Here is a 20,310-nt window from a genome sequence, read left to right on the forward strand (position 1 = left end):
CGGGGCCCGTCCTCAGCACGGACCGGGGTGTCACTGCAGCCCTCAGGACATCCGGCGCGGTCCGTTCGTCTTTTGTTGTGTGCCTATCACCATAGGCAAGGCTTGCCTAACTCACAAGACCTACCCTGTCCGCCGCAGCGCACGGACCGGGAGCCCGAAATTGGTCAGAGCGTCGAGCACGGCCTGGCCGCGACGCATGCAGGTCACTTCGCCGTTGCCGGTGAGCATCGGTACCTGGGTGGCGGTGATGACCACGGCGGAGCCGACCATCTGCCACATCGCGGGCCGCGAGAGTGAGCCACGGCTGAGGTCGTGCAGGGCGTCGAAGATCGGTTCGAGCGAGCGGTGGCAGCGGTGCGCGGTCCATGTCGCCAGTGCGAGCTCGTTGGGCAGGCGAACCACGTCGGTCATCGCCGGATCGTCGGGCAGCACGCGCAACGTCGGGTCCACCACCGCGGTCCAGTCGATCGTGCCCTCCGAGTCGACGTGCATCCAGAGATTGCCCGGCCCGGTGTCCCACACCCGGCCCTCGAGTACGAACAGCGTCACCGCCCGGCCCAGCACCGCGTGGGTGAAGGTGGCCGCCAGTTGTTGGGCCACCGCGCGCCGGTCGCCCAGCTCGTCGACCGCGGCTTCGAACATGGCCGCCAGCCGGCCTGTCGTCGTCACCGAGTCCAGCGCCCACCAGCGCCGTCGCGACACATCGGCCATCACCGCCACCCCGTGCACCCGCGGTGAATCCGGGCTCAGCCTGCGCAGGCGGCTGCTGGACTCATGCAACGGCAGGATGCGGCGAATGGTCATTCCGTCGATCAACGGGTCAACCACGGCTGTGGTCACGGCACCTCCTCGATGTTCAGTTAGGTGAGCCTAACCATAAGAGGCCGAGGAAGGTTAGCATTGCCTAATGTGAATGCTGTCACAGTGGGTTCACAGGTGCGGCCCGCTGTCCTGCGATTACCCCGCATCGGGTCACCGGGCGGGAACTTCGCCGGTGCCGAGCGGAGTTGATCCCGAAAGTTGGATACGACGCCCGGTAGTAACCGGGAGTACTCTTGCCTCACTGCTACGGAATGAACGGATATGGCCAAGTTGACTCGTCTCGGCGAACTTGAACGCGCGGTGATGGACCACTTGTGGGCCGCTGGTGAGCCATTGACGGTTCGTCAGGTCCACGAGGCCCTCTGTACCGAGCGCGATCTGGCCTACACCACGGTCATGACCGTCCTGCAGCGCCTCGCCCGCAAGAACCTGGTCTCCCAGATCCGCGATGACCGGGCTCACCAGTACGCCCCGGTCCACGGCCGCGACGAACTCGTCGCCGGCCTCATGGTCGACGCACTCGATCAGGCGTCGGACTCCGGCGGCCGGCAGGCCGCGCTGGTGCATTTCGTCGAGCGGGTCGGCGTCGACGAGGCGGACGCCTTGCGCCGCGCGCTGGCGGAATTAGAATCCAGAAACCGTTCAACCTGGCCCGCTGGCGGCGCGCCTAGCGTCTGAGGGACACTGTCAGCGTGTCCGCGCTGGCCTTCACCTTCCTCGCTTTGATGCTGGTTGGTCCTGTGCCCGCACTGCTGGCCCGGGCGGCCTGGCCGATGCGTGCGCCGCGGGCCGCAATCGTGCTCTGGCAGTCGATCGCGGTGGCCGCCGTCCTGTCCGCGTTCAGCGCCGGCCTGGCGATCGCCAGCCGGCTGTTCGTCCCCGGTCCCGATGGGCGCCCGACCGCCACGATCACCAGCGAGATCGCCGCACTGGGCTGGCCGTTGTGGCTGGCCTACGTCCTGGTTTTCGCCATCACCCTGGTCATCGGTGCCCGCCTGCTGCTCGCCGGTGTGCAGGTCGCCGTGGCCACCCGCCGGCGCCGGGCACACCACCGGATGGTCGTCGATCTGCTCGGCGACTGCCGGCATGGCATGAGCGGGCTGCGAGTGCTGGACGTGGCCGAACCGCTGGCCTATTGCCTGCCCGGGGTGCGGAGCCGGGTCGTGCTGAGCAAGGGCACTCTGGCCGCGTTGAGCGACGCCGAGCTGGTGGCGATCCTCAGCCACGAACGTGCGCATCTGCGCGCCCGCCACGATCTGGTCCTCGAGGCGTTCATCGCCGTGCACACCGCCTTCCCCCGCTTCGTCCGTAGCGGCAGCGCGCTGAACGCGGTGCGGCTGCTCGTCGAGCTGTTGGCCGACGACGCGGCCGTGCGGACCGCCGGTCCGACTCCCCTGGCCCGCGCCCTGGTCGCCTGCGCCTCGGGTCGCACACCAAAGGGTGCGCTGGCCGCCGGCGGGCCGACGACGGTGATCCGGGTGCGCCGGCTGTGCGGCGAGGGCAACAGCCTGCTGTTGTCGCTGGCCGCCTACACGACCGCCGCGGCTGTGCTGGTGGTGCCGACCGTCGCGGTCGCGATGCCGTGGCTGACGGAGCTGCACCGGCTGTTCTTGTCGTCCTGACCATCGTTTTTGAAAACGTTCTTGCCACAACAAAATTCACACAACTGAAAGGCGCGATATGAGCTCACCCCAGACGGACGGCACTGCACAGATCGGTGTTACCGGAATGGCGGTGATGGGCTCCAACATCGCGCGGAACTTCGCCCACCACGGGTACACCGTCGCACTGCACAACCGGTCGGTCGCCAAGACCGACGCCGTTCTCGCCGAGCACGGTTCCGAGGGCAAGTTCGTCCGCACCGAGACGATGGCCGAGTTCGCCGCCGCGCTGGAGAAGCCGCGCCGCGCGCTCATCATGGTCAAGGCCGGTGACCCCACCGACGCCGTCATCAACGAGCTCTGCGAGGTCTTCGAGCCGGGCGACATCATCATCGACGGCGGCAACGCGCTCTACACCGACACCATCCGGCGCGAGAAGGCGGTGCGCGAGCGCGGTCTGCACTTCGTCGGCGCGGGCATCTCCGGCGGTGAGGAAGGCGCGCTGAAGGGCCCGTCGATCATGCCGGGCGGGCCCGCCGAGTCCTACAAGTCGCTGGGCCCGCTGCTCGAGGAGATCTCCGCCCACGTCGACGGCGTCCCGTGCTGCACCCACATCGGCCCCGACGGCGCAGGCCACTTCGTCAAGATGGTGCACAACGGCATCGAGTACTCCGACATGCAGCTCATCGGCGAGGCCTACCAGCTGCTGCGCGACGGGTTGGGCAAGACCGCACCCGAGATCGCGGAGATCTTCGCCGAATGGAACAAAGGCGACCTGGACAGCTACCTGATCGAGATCACCGCCGAGGTGCTGCGCCAGACCGATGCCAAGACCGGCAAGCCGCTGGTCGACGTCATCGTCGACGAGGCCGAGCAGAAGGGCACCGGCCGCTGGACGGTCAAGTCCGCCCTGGACCTCGGGGTGCCGGTCACCGGTATCGCCGAGGCGGTCTTCGCCCGCGCGCTGTCGGGCTCTGTGCCGCAGCGCAAGGCGACGACCGGCCTAGCCTCCGGGGAACTCGGTGAACGCCCCACGGACGCAACGCAATTCATCGACGATGTCAGCAAGGCGCTCTACGCGTCGAAGATCATCGCCTACGCCCAGGGCTTCAACCAGATCCAGGCAGGCAGTGCCGAATACAACTGGGGCATCACCCTGGGTGACATGGCCACCATCTGGCGTGGCGGCTGCATCATCCGGGCCAAGTTCCTCAACCGGATCAAAGAGGCGTACGACGAGAACGCCGAGCTGGCCACGTTGATCGCCGCGCCGTACTTCCGCGACGCGGTCGAGGCGGGCATCGACAGCTGGCGCCGAGTCGTGGTGAAGGCCACCGAGCTGGGCATTCCGGTCCCCGGGTTCGCCTCGGCGCTGTCCTATTACGACGCCCTGCGCACCGAGCGGCTGCCCGCGGCCCTGACCCAGGGGCTGCGCGACTTCTTCGGCGCGCACACCTATGGCCGCACCGACGCCGACCCGGCGGCCCGCTTCCACACCCTGTGGAGCGGTGACCGCACCGAGGTCGAGGCCTAACCGCACTACCCTGGTGTGGTGCGCTTTCTCGACGGCCAGCGGCCTCCGTACGACCTGACCTACGACGACGTCTTCGTCGTCCCCAGCCGATCCGACGTCGCGTCCCGGTTCGATGTCGACCTGTCGACATCCGACGGGACCGGCACGACGATCCCGGTTGTCGTGGCGAACATGACGGCGGTGGCCGGCCGCCGGATGGCCGAAACGGTCGCCCGGCGCGGCGGCATCGTCGTGCTGCCGCAGGACCTGCCGATCGATGCGGTCAAACAGACCGTCGATTTCGTCAAGAGCCGCGACCTGGTGGCCGACACCCCGGTGGTGCTGGCCCCCGACGACTCGGTCTCCGATGCCGTCGCGCTGATCCACAAGCGCGCCCACGGCGTGGCGGTGGTGGTGTTCGAGGGCCGGCCGATCGGGCTGGTCACCGAGGCCGCCACCGCGGGCGTCGACCGGTTCGCCCGCGTGCGCGACATCGCGGTCAACGACTTCGTCACCGCGCCGGTGCACACCGAACCCCGCCAGGTGTTCGAGATGCTCGAGCACGCCCCGATCGATGTGGCGGTGCTGACCGAGGCCGATGGCAGCCTGGCCGGAGTGCTGAGCCGCCTCGGCGCGGTGCGGGCCGGCATCTACACCCCCGCCGTCGACAGCGCGGGACGGCTGCGCATCGCCGCGGCGGTGGGCATCAACGGCGACGTGGCCGCCAAGGCGCAGGCGCTGGTCGAGTCCGGTGTCGACGTCCTGGTGGTCGACACCGCGCACGGCCACCAGGTCAAGATGCTCGACGCCATCAAGGCCGTCGCGTCGCTGGATCTGGGTGTCCCGCTGGCGGCGGGCAACGTCGTCTCCGCCGAGGGCGCCCGCGACCTGATCGGGGCGGGCGCCTCGATCGTCAAGGTCGGCGTCGGACCCGGTGCGATGTGCACGACCAGGATGATGACCGGCGTAGGCCGTCCACAGTTCTCGGCTGTGCTCGAATGCTCTTCGGCTGCAAGGGAACTCGGTGGTCACGTGTGGGCTGACGGCGGAGTTCGTCACCCGCGTGACGTGGCGCTGGCTCTGGCCGCCGGCGCCTCCAACGTGATGATCGGCTCCTGGTTCGCCGGCACCTACGAGTCCCCCGGCGATCTGATGCTCGACCGGGACGGCAGGCCGTACAAGGAGAGCTACGGAATGGCCTCCAAGCGGGCGGTGGCCGCGCGCACCAGCGCAGACAGCGCCTTCGACCGTGCCCGCAAGGCGCTGTTCGAGGAGGGCATCTCGACGTCCCGGATGGCGCTGGATCCCGACCGGGGCGGCGTCGAAGACCTGCTCGACCACATCACCTCCGGGGTCCGCAGCACCTGCACCTACGTGGGTGCGGCGACCATCGCCGAACTGCACGAGCAGGTCGTCCTCGGCGTGCAATCGGCGGCCGGCTTCGCCGAAGGGCATCCGCTGCCGACAGGCTGGTGAACCCGACCGCGACCGGCGAGCCGCTACGATAGGGGTTTGTTCTGCCCCCATCGAGGAAGGGATCCCGTGCCGCAGGCACCCGTCGAGGCCCCCGCGGATCGGGCTGCTTCCGGTGTGCGGCCGGCAGACGATTCCCCTGCAGCCGATTCCGGGGCAGAACCCTCCACTAGTCGGCCGGGCATGCGGCCCGGCGACATGAAGGCCAGCGGCCGGTGAACCTCGCTTTCACCCTGTTGAGCCTGTTGGCGATCGTCGTGCTGACATTCGGCACGGCGTTGTTCGTCGCCGCCGAGTTCTCGCTGACCGCCCTGGAGCGCAGCACCGTCGACGCCAACGCCCGTTCCGGCGACCGCCGGGACCATTTCGTGCAGCGGGCCCACCGCACGCTGTCGTTCCAGCTGTCCGGGGCGCAGCTCGGGATCTCGATCACCACCCTGGCCACCGGTTACCTCGCCGAGCCCGTGCTGGCGCGCCTGTTCGACCCGGTGCTGGAGTTCCTGCACGTGCCGGACCGCGCGGCCGAGGGCGTCGCGCTGGTGCTGGCCATTCTGATCGCCACATCGCTGTCGATGGTGTTCGGCGAGCTGGTGCCCAAGAACCTGGCGGTGGCGCGCCCGGTGCCGACAGCGCGGGCCACGGCCGGATTCCAGCTGATGTTCTCCACCGTGATGACGCCGCTGATCAAGGCCACCAACGGCACTGCCAACTGGATCCTGCGCCGCCTGGGGATCGAGCCGGCCGAGGAGCTGCGGTCGGCACGCTCGCCCGAGGAACTCGGTGCGCTGGTGCGCAGCTCGGCCGAACACGGTTCGCTCGACGAGGCCACCGCCGCACTGGTCAACCGCTCGCTGCAGTTCGGGTCGCGGATCGCCGAGGAGTTCATGACCCCGCGCACCGAGATCGAGGCGCTGGATGTCGACGACACCGTCCTGGACCTGGTGGCAGCGTCGGCCGGCACCGGTTTCTCCCGCTTCCCCATCATCAACGGCGACCTCGACGAAACCATCGGCATTGTGCACGTCAAACAGGTGTTCGGGGTGCCCACCGCGAACCGTTCGACCACCAAGCTGGCCCTGCTGGCCATCTCGGTGCCGACCGTGCCGTCGTCGCTCGACGGCGATGCCCTGATGTCGCAGCTGCGTGCGCACGGTCTGCAGACCGCGATGGTGGTCGACGAATACGGCGGCACCGCGGGGATGGTCACCGTCGAGGATCTGATCGAGGAGATCGTCGGCGACGTCCGCGATGAGCACGACGACTCCACCCCCGACTTCCAGAAGTCCGGCCTGGGCTGGCGGGTGTCGGGGCTGCTGCGCATCGACGAAGTGGCCGAGGCGACGGGATTCCGGGCACCCGAAGGCGAATACGAAACGATCGGCGGTCTGGTCCTGGAGAAGCTCGGTCACATCCCCGAGACCGGTGAATCGGTGGAGCTGTCGGCCTTCGACCCCGACGGCCCGTACGACGATCCGGTCCACTGGCGCGCGACCGTCGTCGCGATGGACGGGCGCCGCATCGACCAACTGGTGCTGACGCAGATCGTGCACCCCGGCGACGGCGACGAGGCCGGCTGATGGGTGCTGACTTCCTGGGTGTGCTGCTGACGATCGCGCTGCTGGGCGCCAACGCGTTCTTCGTCGGCTCGGAGTTCGCGCTGATCTCGGCCCGCCGCGACCGGCTGGAAACCCTTGCCGAACAAGGCAAGCGGAGCGCGGTCACGGTATTGCGGGCGGGCGAGCAGCTCTCGCTGATGCTGGCCGGTGCCCAGCTGGGCATCACGGTGTGCTCGATCCTGCTCGGCCGGGTCGGCGAACCCGCGGTGGCCGGCCTGCTGGAGAAGCCCTTCGATCTGGTCGGCGTGCCCGACGCGGTGCTGCACACGGTGTCGTTCATCGTGGCGCTGGGCATCGTCGTGACGTTGCACGTGCTGCTCGGCGAGATGGTGCCCAAGAACATCGCCATCGCGGGCCCGGAGAAGACGGCGATGCTGTTGATGCCGGTGTACCTGGCGTATGTCCGGTTCGCCCGGCCATTCATCGCGTTCTACAACTGGGCGGCCAACGCCACGCTGCGCGGCTTCGGCATCGAAGCCAAGGACGAGCTGGACGTCACCGTGTCCACGGTGGAACTGGCCGAGATGATCGCCGAATCCCGTTCCGAGGGTCTGCTGGATCCCGAAGAACACATGCGGCTGACCCGTGCGCTGCAGATCCGCAACCGCGTTGTCAACGATGTCGCGGTCCCGCTGAGCGAAATCCGCGCGATCCCGGTCGCCCGGCCCGGCTGCGGCCCGACGGTCAGCGCGGTCGAGGAGGCGCTGCGCGAGACGGGTTACTCCCGGTTCCCCGTCGACGGCGGCGACGGCACGCTGATCGGCTACCTGCACATCAAGGATGTGCTGAGCGAGATCGACGATCCGGATTCGGTGCTCGACGTGTCGGTGGTGCGCCATCTGCCGCGGGTGGCCGCCGACATGGCGCTGCCCGACGCGTTGTCGCAGCTGCGCCGCGACAACAGCCACTTGGCGCTGGTGACCGATGCCACCGGGGCGGTGTGCGCGATGGTGGCGCTCGAAGACCTGGTCGAGGACCTGGTCGGCACCGTGCGCGACGGGATGCACCGTGCCTGACGTGCTGTCCGAGCACGAGTGGACAGCACGGGCGGCGGCGCATCGGACCAAGGTCGAGGCGTTCACCGGCCCGCATGCCCGTCGCGCCGGCCGCGGTGAGGCTCACCCGGTGTGGGATTTCCTGTTCACCTACTACAGCCTGCGGCCCCGCCAGCTGCGGGTTTGGCATCCCGGCTACGGCACCGCGCTGGCCGGACCGGCCGCCGCCGAGTACCTCGATCGGGCGGGCTATGTGGCGAGCCCCGACGGTCTCACCGTCAGTGCGGAGTTCGTGCGCTCGCGGCTGCCCACGGTCGCGTTCGTCGCCGACCTGCTCCGCGCGACCGAGGGCCGGGCGCCGCAGTTCGGCTGCTTCGGCATGCACGAGTGGGCGATGGTCTATCGCGCCGAGGCTGTTCGCCACGGCCGGGTACCGCTGCGACTGGGCGTGGCCGGCACCGATGCGGTGGTCGAGTCGATGCCGTTGCGCTGCACCCACTTCGACGCTTTCCGGTTCTTCACCGACGCGGCCGCTCCGCGCAACCGCGGCGTGCCGACCCGCGCTGACCAGCGCGACTGGGAACAGCCCGGCTGCCTGCACGCCAACATGGACCTCTACAAGTGGTGCTACAAGCTCGGACCGCTGGTGGACTCGGGGCTGCTGGTGGATTGCCTGGAACTGGCCGCGCAGGCCCGTGAGCTCGACATGCGGGCCAGCCCCTACGATCTGACACACCTCGGGTTTGAGCCGATCACCGTGGAGGAACCCGCCGGACGCGCGGAATACGTGCGGTGCCAGGGCGTTATCGCCGAGCGTGCCGTACCACTGCGTGCGGCGCTGTTGGCGTGGTGTGACCGGTTGCTCACCGCTGGAGTGGCCTACGACACTGTGTCGGAGGGGGCCCTACCTGCGGGTAATATGAATTGATTTGTCGTGAGGGAGGACAGATGACCGAACGCGTGTCCGTCGGCAACCTGCGTGTGGCGCAGACGTTGTACGACTTCATCACCAACGAGGCGCTGCCCGGCACCGGCATCGACCCCGATAGCTTCTGGTCCGGGGTGGACAAGGTCGTCGCCGACCTCACCCCGCAGAACCAGGACCTGCTCGCCCGCCGCGACGAGCTGCAGGCCCAGATCGACAAGTGGCACCGGCAGCGGATCATCGGCGGTATCGACGCCGGCGAGTACCAGCAGTTCCTCCGGGACATCGGTTACCTGACGCCGGAGCCCGCGGACTTCACCATCACCACCTCCGGTGTGGACGACGAGATCACCACCACCGCGGGCCCGCAGCTGGTGGTGCCGATCCTCAACGCCCGCTTCGCGCTCAACGCCGCCAACGCCCGCTGGGGCTCGCTGTACGACGCGCTCTACGGCACCGACGTCATCAGCACCGAGGACGGCGCCGAGCCCGGCAGCAGCTACAACAAGATCCGCGGTGACAAGGTCATCGCCTACGCCCGCGGCTTCCTGGATGCGGCGGTACCGCTGGCCGACGGCTCCTGGGCCGATGCAACCGGAGTCAGCGTCGCTGACGACACGCTCGAAATCGCGTTGGGCGACGGGAAATCCACGCACCTGGCCAGCCCGGAGAAGTTCCTGGGCTACACCGGTGAACTCGGCTCGCCGTCGTGGTCGGTGCTGCTGGTCAACAACGGCCTGCACATCGAGGTCCTGATCGACCCCGAGTCCCCCATCGGCAAGACCGACAAGGCCGGCATCAAGGATGTCGTGCTGGAGTCTGCGATCACCACGATCATGGACTTCGAGGATTCGGTGGCCGCCGTCGACGCCGACGACAAGGTCCTCGGCTACCGCAACTGGCTTGGCCTCAACCGTGGCGATCTGGCCGAAGAGGTCAGCAAGGGCGGCAAGACGTTCACCCGGGTGCTCAACGACGACCGCACCTACAAGACGCCCGGCGACGGTGAGCTGACGTTGCCCGGCCGCAGCCTGCTGTTCGTCCGCAACGTCGGTCACCTGATGACCAACGACGCGATCGTCGATGCGGACGGCAACGAGATCTACGAAGGCATCCAGGACGCGCTGTTCACCAGCCTGATCGCGACGCACGGCCTGAAGGCGCAGGACGGCAGCCCGAAGCAGAACAGCCGAACCGGCTCGATCTACATCGTGAAGCCGAAAATGCACGGCCCGGACGAAGTCGCCTTCACCTGCGAGCTGTTCAGCCGCGTCGAGGACGTGCTGGGCCTGCCGCAGAACACCATCAAGGTCGGCATCATGGACGAGGAACGCCGCACCTCGGCCAACCTCAAGGCCTGTGTGAAGGCCGCCGCCGACCGGGTTGCGTTCATCAACACCGGCTTCCTGGACCGCACCGGCGACGAGATCCACACCTCGATGGAAGCGGGTCCGATGATCCGCAAGGGCGCCATGAAGACCCAGCCGTGGATCCTGGCCTACGAAGACCAGAACGTGGACGTCGGCCTGGCCACCGGGTTCTCCGGGCGGGCGCAGATCGGCAAGGGCATGTGGGCCATGACCGACCTCATGGCGCAGATGGTCGAGCAGAAGATCGGTCAGCCCAAGGCCGGTGCCACCACGGCGTGGGTGCCGTCGCCGACGGCGGCGACGCTGCACGCCATGCACTACCACTACGTGGACGTCTACGAGGTGCACAAGGAACTGGCCGGCCAGACCCGCACCAGCATCGACGACCTGCTGACCCTGCCGCTGGCGCAGGAACTGGCGTGGTCGCCGGAGGAGATCCACGAGGAGATCGACAACAACTGCCAGTCGATCCTCGGCTATGTGGTGCGCTGGATCGACGCCGGTGTCGGCTGCTCGAAGGTGCCCGACATTCACGATGTCGCGCTGATGGAAGACCGTGCAACACTGCGCATTTCGAGTCAGCTGCTGGCGAACTGGCTGCGCCACGGTGTCATCACCGAAGACGACGTGCGGGAGAGCCTGCGCCGGATGGCCGCGGTGGTCGACGAGCAGAACGCGTCGGATCCCGATTTCAAGCCGATGGCGACAGACCCGGACAACAGCATCGCCTTCCAGGCGGCTCAGGAGCTGATCCTGGCGGGCGCCGCGCAGCCCAACGGCTACACCGAGCCGATCCTGCATCGCCGCCGCCGGGAGTACAAGGCCAGCACCGGCGCGTAAGCCCGCACCGCACGACCGCTGACACGAAAGAGGATCAAACACCGCCATGGGCAGGCACAGCAGACCCGGTCCCGGGGAGTCTTTCGGCGAACGGGACGAGCCTGCCGAGGGACCGGAAAATCCCACTGCCCGGATCCCCCAGGCCGACGACACCCCGGTGTACGAGCCGTCGCCGCTGACCGATACGGCTCGCCGGCGGGTGGCCGCCTTCGAAGGTGGCCACCGCAGCGAGACCGGCCGGCGCGGGGTGAGCCTCGGCGTGATCGCCGCCCTGGTCACGGTGGTTGTCGTCGTCGGTGCGGTGATCCTGTGGCGGTTCTTCGGTGACGCGCTCTCGCACCGGTCGACCGATGCCGCGCAGAAGTGCATGGCCGGGGCGGTCAACGTCGGGGTGGTCGCCGACCCCTCGATCGCCAGCGATGTCAGCAAGTTCGCCGAGAGCTTCAACGCCACCGTCACCCCGATCGGTGATCGCTGCGTGAAAATGGTTGTCACCGCGGCTGATTCGGATCGAGTGGTCGAGGGATTCGTCTCCGACTGGCCCGGTGACCTCGGCGAGCGCCCGGCCTTGTGGATACCGGCCAGCTCCATCGCCGAGGCACGGCTCCAGTCGACGGCAGGCAAGGCCGTGGTCAGCGACGCGCGCTCGCTGGTCAGCTCGCCGGTGGTGCTCGCGGTTCGCCCGCAGCTCAAAGACGCCTTGGGCCAACAGAATTGGTCGGCACTGCCGGGTCTGCAGACCAATCCCACCGCCCTGGACTCGCTGAATCTGCCCGGCTGGGGTGCGCTGCGCCTCGCGCTGCCGACCGGCGGCAACGCCGACGCCACCTACCTGGCCGCTGAGGCCGTCGCCTCGACGTCGGCGCCGGCGAATGCGCCGGCCACGTCGGGTCTTGGTGCCGTCAATGCCCTGGTTGCCGGCCAGCCGAAGCTGCCCGACACCACCGCCGACGCCGCGTGGAAGGCGCTGTTGGCCGCCGGCGATGCGGCCGGCGCGCCGGTGCACGCCGTGGCCACCACCGAGCAGCAGTTGTTCAGCCGGGCCTCGGCACCCGAGGCCAAGAACAACGTCGCCGAATGGCTGCCGTCGGGTCCGGTCGCGACCGCCGACTACCCCACCGTGCTGCTGTCGGGCACCTGGCTGTCCAGCGAACAGGTCAGTGCCGCCAGCGAATTCGCCCGGTTCATGCGCAAGCCCGAGCAGCTGAGCACTCTGGCGAAGGCCGGTTTCCGAGCCGAGGGCACCGCCCCGGCAGGCAACGACGTCGTCAGCTTCCCGCAGTTGGGTACGCCGCTGTCGGTCGGTGACGAGTCGGTGCGTGCCACCCTGGCCGCGGCGGTGTCGTCGCCCGCCACCGGGTCGGCCACCACGATCATGCTGAACCAGGCGATGAGTGCGGACGAGGGCGGCAGGTCACGACTGGCCAATGTGGTCGCCGCGCTGAACAACCGCATCGGGGCGCTGCCGCCGAACGCGGCCGTCGGGCTCTGGACGTTCAACGGAACCGAGGGCAAATCGGCAGTGCCGCTGGGGCCGGTGTCCGATCAGTCGGCCGCGCTCACCGGCACGTTGACCGGGTTGTCCCCGTCGGGTAGCGGCGCGGTGTCGTTCACCACGCTGCGGCTGGCGTACGGCGAAGCGCTGGCCAACTTCCGTGACGGACAGGCCAATTCGCTGCTGGTGATCACCCAGGGACCCCACACCGACCAGACGCTGGACGGTCCGGGACTGATCTCCTACGTCAAGTCGGCAGCCGACCCGGCGAAACCGGTGGCGATCAACGTCATCGACTTCGGCGACGACTCCGACCGCGCGACATGGGAGGCCGTCGCGCAGGCTTCGGGCGGCAGCTATCAGAATGTCGCGACGTCGGATTCACCCGATCTGGCGAGCGCCGTCACCGAGCTGCTGTCCTAGTCGAGCTGCAGCAACTTCTTTGCCCCGGCGGTGAATTCGTCGGGCACCTCGATCTGCGGGTAGTGCCCGATGCCGGGCAGTTCGATCACCTCGGCGGTGGGCCGCAGCTCCCGCAGACCGGCCAGCACGTTCGTGGTGGCGACGGGATCGCCGGTGGCCCACAGGAATCCCAGCGGTTTGTCCCAATCGCGAACGGCCCCATGCCAGCGCGGCGCGAACCGCACCCGCTCGTTGAGGTAGGCGCACAGCAGGTTGATGATGCGGTGGCCGTCGTTGTTGGCCATCAGCGCCCACTGCGCCTGCGCTTCCTCGTCGGACAGCGGGTGTGCGGCGCTGAACAGTTTGGCGAAGCCCCGCAGGAAGCCCTGTTTGTTGGTCAGCCGGGCCAGGATCGGGCCGAACGGACCACGCAGGATCTTCTGGCTCGGCCGCAGGCTGGCCCGCTCGATGATCACGCTGCCGTTGGTGAGCACCGCGCGCTGGATCTCGAACGGCAGAGTGCCCGAGACGTCACGGGCCAGCAGTTCGGTGGCCACCGAGGTGCCCATATCGTGGGCCAGCAGCACCACCGGGCCGGGTGCGACGTCGGCGACCACCTGCTGCACGATGTCGGCCTGTTCCAGCAGGCTGTAGCGATGCGGACGGGGTTTGTCCGACAGCCCGAAACCCAGGAAGTCCAGCGTCACCCAGGCACGGTCGCCCAGCCGGTCGACGACGTCGCGGAAGTCGTACGAGCTGGACGGGAAGCCGTGCAGCAGAAGGACAGCCGGGCCTCGCCCGGATTGGGAGCGGACGAACACGTTGCCCGCACTGGTGGACAGCATCCGTCCACCCTCTTGCCACTGACGGACGCTGGCAGGCAGCACAGGTGCGACGCTATCAGTCGTCATCGTGTCCGGCGTCGTCCCGCCGGCGTCTGCGCGACTGCACGAACGCGATCACGCCGCCCACGGCCAACCCGGCGATGCCGGCGTACACGATCTGCGTCGGGATGCCCGACCCAGCGGATTCCGCCGCCGTGACGGCCGCTGGGCTCGTCGATAGCCAGAAAGTCGTCAGGGTCACCGGGCTCCTTCCAGATACGGCTGCAAGCACGTCCGAGTCTACGTTTGGCGTAACGCACGACTGTTTGCCTGCGACAATCACGACATGTCGAAGAAATCTGCAGCAATTCTGCTGAGTGTGGCCGCATTGTCGGCAATCCCCGCGGCGATCGCCCCGGTGGCCCAGGCCGATATTTGCGGCGATGTCGGTGGCCGGCACGTCAACGTCGGTGGCTGCACCCCGGGCATCGCCGGCGATGCCGTCGATGCGGCGGTGGCCGGCGACTGGGCGCGCTACGGCTTCCCGCAGGGGTACGCCTACTTGCTGGTGCCCTCGTTCCCCGGCGAGGCACCCTGTATCTCGCCGACCGGCATCCCGTACTACACCCCGGGCACCGAGCCCTGCTACGCCCCGTAAGTAGCTAGGCGAACGCCTCCACCGGCGGGCACGAGCACACCAGGTTCCGGTCGCCGTAGGCACCGTCGATGCGGCGCACCGGCACCCACACCTTGGGGCGGAAGCCCTTGCCCAGCGGGTAGGCGGCCTGTTCACGGGTGTACGGGTGGGTCCACTCGTCGACCAGCAGGCATTCCGCGGTGTGCGGCGCGTTGTGTAGCGGGTTGTCGTCCGCCGGCCACTCACCCGAACCGACTTTGTCGATCTCGGCGCGGATCGCGATCATCGCCTCGCAGAACGCGTCCACCTCGGCCAGGCTCTCGCTCTCGGTGGGCTCCACCATCAGCGTGCCCGCCACCGGGAAGCTCATCGTCGGCGCGTGGAAACCGAAGTCCGCCAACCGCTTTGCCACATCGTCGACGGTGACGCCGGTGGCCTTGGTGATGCCCCGCAGATCGAGGATGCACTCGTGGGCCACCATGCCGTTCTCGCCGGTGTACAGCACCGGGTAGTACTCGTCGAGGCGCCGCGCGATGTAGTTGGCGGACGCGATCGCCGTCAGCGTCGCACTGCGCAGCCCGTCGCCGCCCATCATCCGGATGTAGGCCCAGGTGATCGGCAAGATCGACGCCGACCCGTACGGCGCCGCGGACACCGCATGCCCCTTGGGCAGCTCCTCGGCCAGCGGATGCCCGGGCAGGTAGGCGGCCAGGTGCGAGCGCACCGCGACCGGCCCGACGCCCGGGCCGCCGCCGCCGTGCGGGATGCAGAACGTCTTGTGCAGGTTCAGGTGGCTGACATCGCCGCCGAACTTGCCCGGCCGGGCCAGCCCCACCAGGGCGTTGAGGTTCGCGCCGTCGATGTAGACCTGCCCGCCGGCGTCGTGCACGGCAGCGCACACGTCGGCGATGTCGTGTTCGTACACCCCGTGCGTGGACGGGTAGGTGATCATGATCGCGGCCAGTCGCTCGGCGTGCTCGGTCACCTTGGCGCGCAGGTCGTCCAGGTCGACGTCGCCGTTCTCCCGGCAGGCCACCACGACCACCCGCATCCCGACCATCGCGGCCGACGCGGCATTGGTGCCGTGCGCGCTGGACGGGATCAGGCACACGTCCCGGCCGGTGTCGCCACGGCCCACGTGATAGTCGCGGATGGCCAGCAGCCCCGCGTACTCCCCCTGCGATCCGGCGTTGGGCTGCAACGAGATTGCGTCGTATCCGGTCAGCCCGGTCAGCCAGGTCTCCAGGTCGGCGATCAGCTTGCGCAGCCCCGGAGTGTCACCGGCCGGGGCGAACGGATGCTGGCGGCCGAACTCGGGCCAGGTGATCGACTCCATCTCGGCGGCCGCGTTGAGCTTCATGGTGCAGGAACCCAGCGGGATCATGCTGCGGTCCAGCGCGATGTCCTTGTCGGCCAGCGTGCGCAGGTAACGCATCATCTCGGTCTCGGTGCGGTACCGATGGAACGCCGGGTGGGTGAGGAATTCGGTTGTCCGCGGCTCGATTTCGGGGCCCGCGTACTCCCCTGCCGGCGACGCGCCAAACGACTCGAGGACCAGCGCGACATGCGCGGCGGTGGTGGCCTCGTCACAGCTGATCGACACGTGATCGGCGTCCACCCGCCAGATGTTGATCCCACGTCCCTTGGCCTCGGCCTGCACCGCGGCGGCCCGGTTCGGGACGTGGGCCAGCACGGTGTCGAAGAAGCTGTCGTGCACCACGTCCACGCCGGCCGCACTCAGACCGGCGGCCAGCGAACGGGCGTGACCGTGCACGCGGCGGGCGATCCCGGTCAGGCCGTCGGGGCCGTGGTAGCTGGCGTACATCGCCGCCATCACCGCCAGCAGCACCTGTGCGGTACAGATATTGGACGTCGCCTTGTCGCGGCGGATGTGCTGTTCACGCGTTTGCAGCGAAAGCCGGTAGGCCGGTGCGCCATCGGCATCGACCGACACCCCGACCAGCCGGCCGGGCAGCTGACGGGCGTGCTTGGAATGCACGGCCAGGAAACCGGCATGCGGTCCGCCGAATCCCATTGGCACACCGAATCTCTGAGCGCTGCCGAAGGCGACGTCGGCACCGAACTCCCCCGGCGGCGCGATCAGCGTCATCGCCAGCAGGTCGGCGCCCAGCGCCACCAATGCGCCGCGCTCGTGTGCGGTCTCGACCAGCTTCGACCAGTCGGTCACCCGGCCGCTGGCACCGGGCAGTTGCGCGATGACGCCGAAGAACTCGCCGTCGGGCAGGCCGTTGCGCAGGTCCGCGGTGACGATCTCGATGCCCAGCGGTTCGGCGCGGGTCGCCAGGATCGCGGCGGTCTGCGGGAACAGGTCCTCGTCGACCGCGAGCCGGGTGGCCGGCCCGCGCGTCGCCCGCTGCATCAGGGTCATCGCCTCGGCGGCGGCGGTGGCCTCGTCCAACATGGACGCGTTGGCCAGATCCAGACCGGTCAGGTCGGCGATCATCGTCTGGAAGTTCAGCAGCGCCTCGAGCCGGCCCTGGCTGATCTCCGGCTGATACGGCGTGTAGGCGGTGTACCAGGCCGGGTTCTCCAGGACGTTGCGCAGCAGCACCGGCGGGGTCAGCGTGTCGTAGTAGCCCTGACCGATCATCGACACGGCGATGGTGTTGGTGTCGGCCAGTGCGCGCAGCTCGGCCAGCGCTTCGTGCTCGCCGACCGCGGCGGGCAGTTGATCAAGTCCGGGCGCCAGGCCGGCAGAACCGACGGCGTCGAGGATGCCGGCCGGCAGTGCCTTGGCGGCCAGGTCGTCGAGCGAGGCGACGCCGATGACGTCGAGCATGGCCGACACGGCGTCGGCATCCGGACCGATATGACGATCGGCGAACGTGGGCTGGGAGTGGTCGGGCACTGGAGCGGTCTCCTGACTCGGGCGGACGCAGCCGTCAGCGGCGTCCTCTCCCTCTGTCGTCGACCCGGACCGGGCGCCTGAGAGATTCGGCGTTACGCCTTTCCCCATGGGCGGGCGACCGTGCGGTCACCGCTTTCCAGAGGCATCGTGGCCATGCGCGGTCCTGGGGCCTGAGAGGTTGACGGAGAGGTGTTGCTCCTTCGGCGTCCGTGACTGGCTGCCACGAAGCTCTCCCGCGCGAGGGCGATACGCCGCCGAGTCTAGCCGATCTTGCGGTCGCGGCTCTTCCGCCGGGAGGCCAGCTCGTCCTCGGGCGAGGCGATCGATTCGCCGCCGTCGGCACGCTCGCCCGGGAAGTCGGCGATCGCGCCGGAGAGTTCCCGCATCGCACCGCTGACCGCGATGCCGAACACGCCCTGTCCGCCCTGCAGCAGGTCGACGACCTCTTCGGCCGACGTGCACTCGTAGACCGTTGTGCCATCGGAGAACAGCGTGATGTTGGCCAGGTCCTGCACGCCGCGCTGGCGCAGATGGTCGACGGCGACGCGGATGTTGTGCAATGAAATGCCGGTGTCGAGCAGGCGCTTGACGATCTTGAGGACCAGGATGTCCTTGAACGAGTACAACCGCTGGCTGCCGGAACCGGCCGCGCCGCGGATGGACGGCACCACCAGCGAGGTGCGGGCCCAGTAGTCCAACTGCCGGTAGGTGATGCCGGCGATCTGGCAGGCGCTCGGGCCGCGGTAGCCGACGAGTTCGTCGGGCACCGAGTCGTCGGGGAACAGGCCCGGCTGCACCGGCTCGCCGACCGGCATACCGGCTGCCGAATCGGCTTCGAAGCGCCCTTCGGAAGTGCCAGCAAGGTCCAGTTGTCCCTGACGTGGCTGCTCGCCCACGATGCTTCCTCTCGCCGTTCGAACTATGGCCCGCTGATCGCTCTACCTACCGCGTTTGCCCATGTCGAGTCCATCGAGCATACGCTTTTCGACGGGCAGTCGTGCTCGTCGTCGTGATGAAAGTATGGCTGCCCGTGCCCGTGCTCCCCGTCATCCGTCGCGCGTGTCGAGCCGCTGCAGGCCAAGTGATACGCGTCCGTGATCTTGGCGTTCAGGTGGCCTTGAAATCGTCCGGGGACACGCTGTCGAGGAACTCCTTGAATTTCTCGACCTCGTCCTCGCGGACGGCGCCGGAGGGCTCTTCGTCGCTCTCGTCGGGAATCAGCAGGCCGGCCTCGGCCAGCACCGCTTCTTCCACGTAGATCGGCACACCCATCCGCAGCGCGATCGCCACCGAGTCCGACGGGCGCGCCGACACCTTGATATCGCGGTCGAAGATCAGGTCGGCGTAGAACGTGCCTTCCCGCAGATCCACGATGCGCACCTCTTTGAGCGAATGCCCAAGTGCGCCAATGAGATCTCGGATCAGGTCATGGGTCAGCGGGCGGGTCGACTCCACACCCTGCTGCTCGAGGGCGATGGCGTTGGCCTCCGGCTGGCCGATCCAGATAGGCAGGTAGCGGTCGCCGTTGGATTCCCGCAGCAGCAGAACCGGCTGGTTCTGGGGCTGCTCGACTCGAATGCCAACCACACGAACCTCACCCATCTGTGTCTGACCTCCGCGCCGGTTGTGCTGCCCCGATTGAGTCTAGTCCTCAGCGGTCGAGAACGTCGCGTACAGCGGACTTGATCAGCGACGTGTGCAACGTGATTGCCAGGGCCGCCACCTCGCGCGCCAAGTCGTCGGCGCGGTCGCGAGCGCCGGTCTTCGACGCCTTGCCCACCGGGCCCGCGATCTGGGCGATCAGGTCGGATTGCCGATCGGCCGCCGAGCGGAACGCCCGCAGATGCCGCGGTTCGACGCCGTACTCCCCCAGCGCCCGCGCGCACTGCGCGATGACCACCGAATGCTCGTCGAACAACCCGCCGGGGCCGGTGGTGATCACGCCGGCCTTACACAGGGCGACCACCAATTCCTCACCGACGCCGGAGCGCTCGAGCAGATCCTCGCGGCTCAGCCGCACCTGCGTGGGTGCGGCATCCTCGTCGTCGTCCGCACCCGCGCCCGACACCGTCACCAAACGCGGTACGGCGTAAGGCGATCCGCTGCACGGCAGCTCGCCGTCGGGTTGAGCGTCGAGCTGAGCCTTGATGACTTTGAGCGGCAGGTACTGATCGCGCTGCGCGGTCAGGATGAATCGCAACCTGGCGCAGTCGTACGCGGTGAACCGCCGGTACCCCGATGCACTGCGCTCCGGCGTGACGAGACCCTCGGCTTCCAAGAATCGAATCTTGGAGATCGTCACGTCCGGGAAGTCCGGTCGCAGCAGGTCCAGGACCGCTCCGATAGACATCCCGGCAAGCGCGGGACTATCGGGTGCGGTCACTAGCTTCCCGGACCACCTTCGTCGTCGGATTGCTTGGGTCCGGTCAGGAAGACCAGCCGGAACTTGCCGATCTGGACCTCGTCGCCGTTGGCCAGCGTGGCCGAGTCGACCGGTTCGCGGTTGACGTAGGTGCCGTTGAGGCTGCCGACGTCGACGACCTGGAATTCGTTGCCGTCCAACCGGAACTCGGCGTGACGACGGCTGACGGTCACGTCATCGAGGAAGATGTCGGAGTCCGGATGGCGGCCTGCCGAGGTGGTCGGCTGATCGAGCAGGAACCGCGAGCCCGCATTCGGCCCGCGCTTGACGACCAGCAGTGCCGAGCCGACCGGGAGACCTTCCACCCCGGACACCGCGCTCTCGCCGCTGGCGGTCGCCGGGGCATCCAGCTCGTTGAGGAAGTCGGCGCGGAAGACGGAGGTCGTCTCCACAGTGACCTCTTCAGACGTCTCGTTCTGGTCCTTGTCCGTCACCCGCTGCTCCTCACTGGCTGCCGTGGCGATACTTGGCGGAGTGCCCGCTCAAGGCGCCCGTCCGCCTCCACC

17 protein-coding genes, 1 pseudogene and 2 riboswitches are annotated in these 20,310 nt (G+C 68.4%); of the genes and pseudogenes, 10 read left to right on the plus strand and 8 right to left on the minus strand.

Annotated elements, in window-relative coordinates; all coding sequences use genetic code 11:
- Positions 1–120 precede the first annotated feature (120 nt).
- Positions 121–840: an iron reductase gene (locus EV580_RS20065; protein ID WP_133692936.1), complete on the minus strand. Its 720-nt coding sequence runs from the start codon at positions 838–840 to the stop codon at positions 121–123.
- Between the two features lie 243 nt (positions 841–1,083).
- On the opposite strand from EV580_RS20065, the gene EV580_RS20070 reads away from it, so the two are divergent.
- From EV580_RS20070 to EV580_RS20110, 9 genes and pseudogenes are all read left to right on the plus strand, one after another.
- Positions 1,084–1,500, plus strand: coding sequence for a BlaI/MecI/CopY family transcriptional regulator (locus tag EV580_RS20070; RefSeq protein WP_133692937.1), 417 nt, complete (start codon positions 1,084–1,086; stop codon positions 1,498–1,500).
- A 14-nt stretch (positions 1,501–1,514) separates the two neighbouring features.
- Positions 1,515–2,444 carry a M56 family metallopeptidase gene (locus EV580_RS20075; RefSeq protein WP_133692938.1) on the plus strand — a complete coding sequence of 310 codons (930 nt, stop codon included), beginning with the start codon at positions 1,515–1,517 and terminating at the stop codon, positions 2,442–2,444.
- A gap of 58 nt (positions 2,445–2,502) precedes the next feature.
- Entirely contained in the window at positions 2,503–3,957 is a 1,455-nt protein-coding gene (gene gnd / locus EV580_RS20080) for an NADP-dependent phosphogluconate dehydrogenase (protein WP_133692939.1), read from the plus strand.
- 15 nt (positions 3,958–3,972) lie between these two features.
- The gene (locus EV580_RS20085; RefSeq protein WP_183505081.1) at positions 3,973–5,412 is read left to right on the plus strand and encodes a GuaB1 family IMP dehydrogenase-related protein; all 1,440 of its coding nucleotides are present in this window, start codon (positions 3,973–3,975) and stop codon (positions 5,410–5,412) included.
- 212 nt (positions 5,413–5,624) lie between these two features.
- Positions 5,625–6,986 (plus strand): hemolysin family protein, encoded by a 1,362-nt coding sequence (locus tag EV580_RS20090; protein ID WP_133692941.1) that lies wholly within the window; start codon positions 5,625–5,627, stop codon positions 6,984–6,986.
- Positions 6,986–8,041 (plus strand): hemolysin family protein, encoded by a 1,056-nt coding sequence (locus tag EV580_RS20095; RefSeq protein WP_133692942.1) that lies wholly within the window; start codon positions 6,986–6,988, stop codon positions 8,039–8,041. The genes EV580_RS20090 and EV580_RS20095 overlap by 1 nt, the downstream gene beginning before the upstream one ends.
- On the plus strand, positions 8,034–8,948 hold the full coding sequence (locus EV580_RS20100; RefSeq protein WP_133692943.1) for a 3-methyladenine DNA glycosylase: 915 nt from the start codon (positions 8,034–8,036) through the stop codon (positions 8,946–8,948). Before EV580_RS20095 ends, EV580_RS20100 begins: the two co-directional genes overlap by 8 nt.
- A gap of 20 nt (positions 8,949–8,968) precedes the next feature.
- Positions 8,969–11,177 (plus strand): annotated as a pseudogene (locus tag EV580_RS20105) (malate synthase G).
- A gap of 24 nt (positions 11,178–11,201) precedes the next feature.
- Positions 11,202–13,073 (plus strand): substrate-binding domain-containing protein, encoded by a 1,872-nt coding sequence (locus EV580_RS20110; RefSeq protein WP_133692945.1) that lies wholly within the window; start codon positions 11,202–11,204, stop codon positions 13,071–13,073.
- Here EV580_RS20110 and EV580_RS20115 read toward each other — a convergent pair.
- Complete coding sequence (locus EV580_RS20115; protein ID WP_133692946.1) at positions 13,070–13,897, minus strand: alpha/beta fold hydrolase; 828 nt, start codon at positions 13,895–13,897, stop codon at positions 13,070–13,072. The genes EV580_RS20110 and EV580_RS20115 overlap by 4 nt on opposite strands.
- Before the next feature lie 55 nt (positions 13,898–13,952).
- Entirely contained in the window at positions 13,953–14,138 is a 186-nt protein-coding gene (locus EV580_RS20120) for a hypothetical protein (RefSeq protein ID WP_183505075.1), read from the minus strand.
- A gap of 84 nt (positions 14,139–14,222) precedes the next feature.
- On the opposite strand from EV580_RS20120, the gene EV580_RS20125 reads away from it, so the two are divergent.
- Positions 14,223–14,534 (plus strand): hypothetical protein, encoded by a 312-nt coding sequence (locus EV580_RS20125; protein ID WP_133692947.1) that lies wholly within the window; start codon positions 14,223–14,225, stop codon positions 14,532–14,534.
- A 4-nt stretch (positions 14,535–14,538) separates the two neighbouring features.
- Here the strand turns inward: EV580_RS20125 and gcvP are convergent, their stop codons facing one another.
- From gcvP to garA, 5 genes are all read right to left on the minus strand, one after another.
- Complete coding sequence (gene gcvP, locus EV580_RS20130) at positions 14,539–17,382, minus strand: aminomethyl-transferring glycine dehydrogenase (RefSeq protein ID WP_133692948.1); 2,844 nt, start codon at positions 17,380–17,382, stop codon at positions 14,539–14,541.
- 43 nt (positions 17,383–17,425) lie between these two features.
- A riboswitch (glycine riboswitch) is annotated at positions 17,426–17,530 on the minus strand.
- A riboswitch (glycine riboswitch) is annotated at positions 17,531–17,628 on the minus strand.
- A gap of 14 nt (positions 17,629–17,642) precedes the next feature.
- On the minus strand, positions 17,643–18,278 hold the full coding sequence (locus EV580_RS20135; protein WP_133692949.1) for a MerR family transcriptional regulator: 636 nt from the start codon (positions 18,276–18,278) through the stop codon (positions 17,643–17,645).
- A 211-nt stretch (positions 18,279–18,489) separates the two neighbouring features.
- Complete coding sequence (locus EV580_RS20140) at positions 18,490–18,984, minus strand: bifunctional nuclease family protein (protein WP_133692950.1); 495 nt, start codon at positions 18,982–18,984, stop codon at positions 18,490–18,492.
- 49 nt (positions 18,985–19,033) lie between these two features.
- On the minus strand, positions 19,034–19,765 hold the full coding sequence (gene ftsR / locus EV580_RS20145; protein ID WP_133692951.1) for a transcriptional regulator FtsR: 732 nt from the start codon (positions 19,763–19,765) through the stop codon (positions 19,034–19,036).
- Complete coding sequence (gene garA, locus EV580_RS20150; protein WP_166654781.1) at positions 19,765–20,238, minus strand: glycogen accumulation regulator GarA; 474 nt, start codon at positions 20,236–20,238, stop codon at positions 19,765–19,767. The genes ftsR and garA overlap by 1 nt, the downstream gene beginning before the upstream one ends.
- Positions 20,239–20,310: the final 72 nt, after the last annotated feature.

It is taken from the genome of Mycobacterium sp. BK086, assembly GCA_004362315.1.
In the GTDB taxonomy this organism is placed as follows: domain Bacteria; phylum Actinomycetota; class Actinomycetes; order Mycobacteriales; family Mycobacteriaceae; genus Mycobacterium.

Bases quoted from the DNA above. Each gene is read 5' to 3' on its own strand.
- EV580_RS20070 (WP_133692937.1), top strand. From the start codon at position 1,084: ATGGCCAAGTTGACTCGTCTCGGCGAACTTGAACGCGCGGTGATGGAC.
- gnd (WP_133692939.1), top strand. From the start codon at position 2,503: ATGAGCTCACCCCAGACGGACGGCACTGCACAGATCGGTGTTACCGGA.
- EV580_RS20095 (WP_133692942.1), top strand. From the start codon at position 6,986: ATGGGTGCTGACTTCCTGGGTGTGCTGCTGACGATCGCGCTGCTGGGC.
- EV580_RS20110 (WP_133692945.1), top strand. From the start codon at position 11,202: ATGGGCAGGCACAGCAGACCCGGTCCCGGGGAGTCTTTCGGCGAACGG.
- EV580_RS20115 (WP_133692946.1), bottom strand. From the start codon at position 13,897: ATGCTGTCCACCAGTGCGGGCAACGTGTTCGTCCGCTCCCAATCCGGG.
- EV580_RS20125 (WP_133692947.1), top strand. From the start codon at position 14,223: ATGTCGAAGAAATCTGCAGCAATTCTGCTGAGTGTGGCCGCATTGTCG.
- EV580_RS20140 (WP_133692950.1), bottom strand. From the start codon at position 18,984: ATGGGTGAGGTTCGTGTGGTTGGCATTCGAGTCGAGCAGCCCCAGAAC.